Below are 253 nucleotides of genomic sequence, written 5' to 3' on the forward strand. Positions count from 1 at the left end.
CAGGACAACCAACAGAAGTGTTACCATACGTTCCAGGATTCACTCCAGAAGATAAAGATGGCAACCCACTTAAACCAGTTGATCCGAAAGATCCATCAAAAGGATATGTAGTACCAAACATCCCAACAGATCCAAGTCAAGATACAGTAATTAACTATGTAGCAAACAAAGCTAAACTAGTAGTTAAATATGTAGATGAAAAAGGCAAAGACTTAATCCCTTCAGAAACAACAGAAGGAAAAGTAGGAGATGA

1 protein-coding gene is annotated in these 253 nt (G+C 37.5%); it reads left to right on the forward strand.

Going from position 1 to position 253, the window contains the following annotated elements:
• The coding region (locus N5909_RS00010; protein WP_271630614.1) for a MucBP domain-containing protein at nucleotides 1-253 on the forward strand (253 nt) is incomplete at both ends.

Source organism: Streptococcus gwangjuensis (assembly GCF_028156745.1).
GTDB classification, from domain to species: Bacteria; Bacillota; Bacilli; order Lactobacillales; family Streptococcaceae; genus Streptococcus; species Streptococcus gwangjuense_A.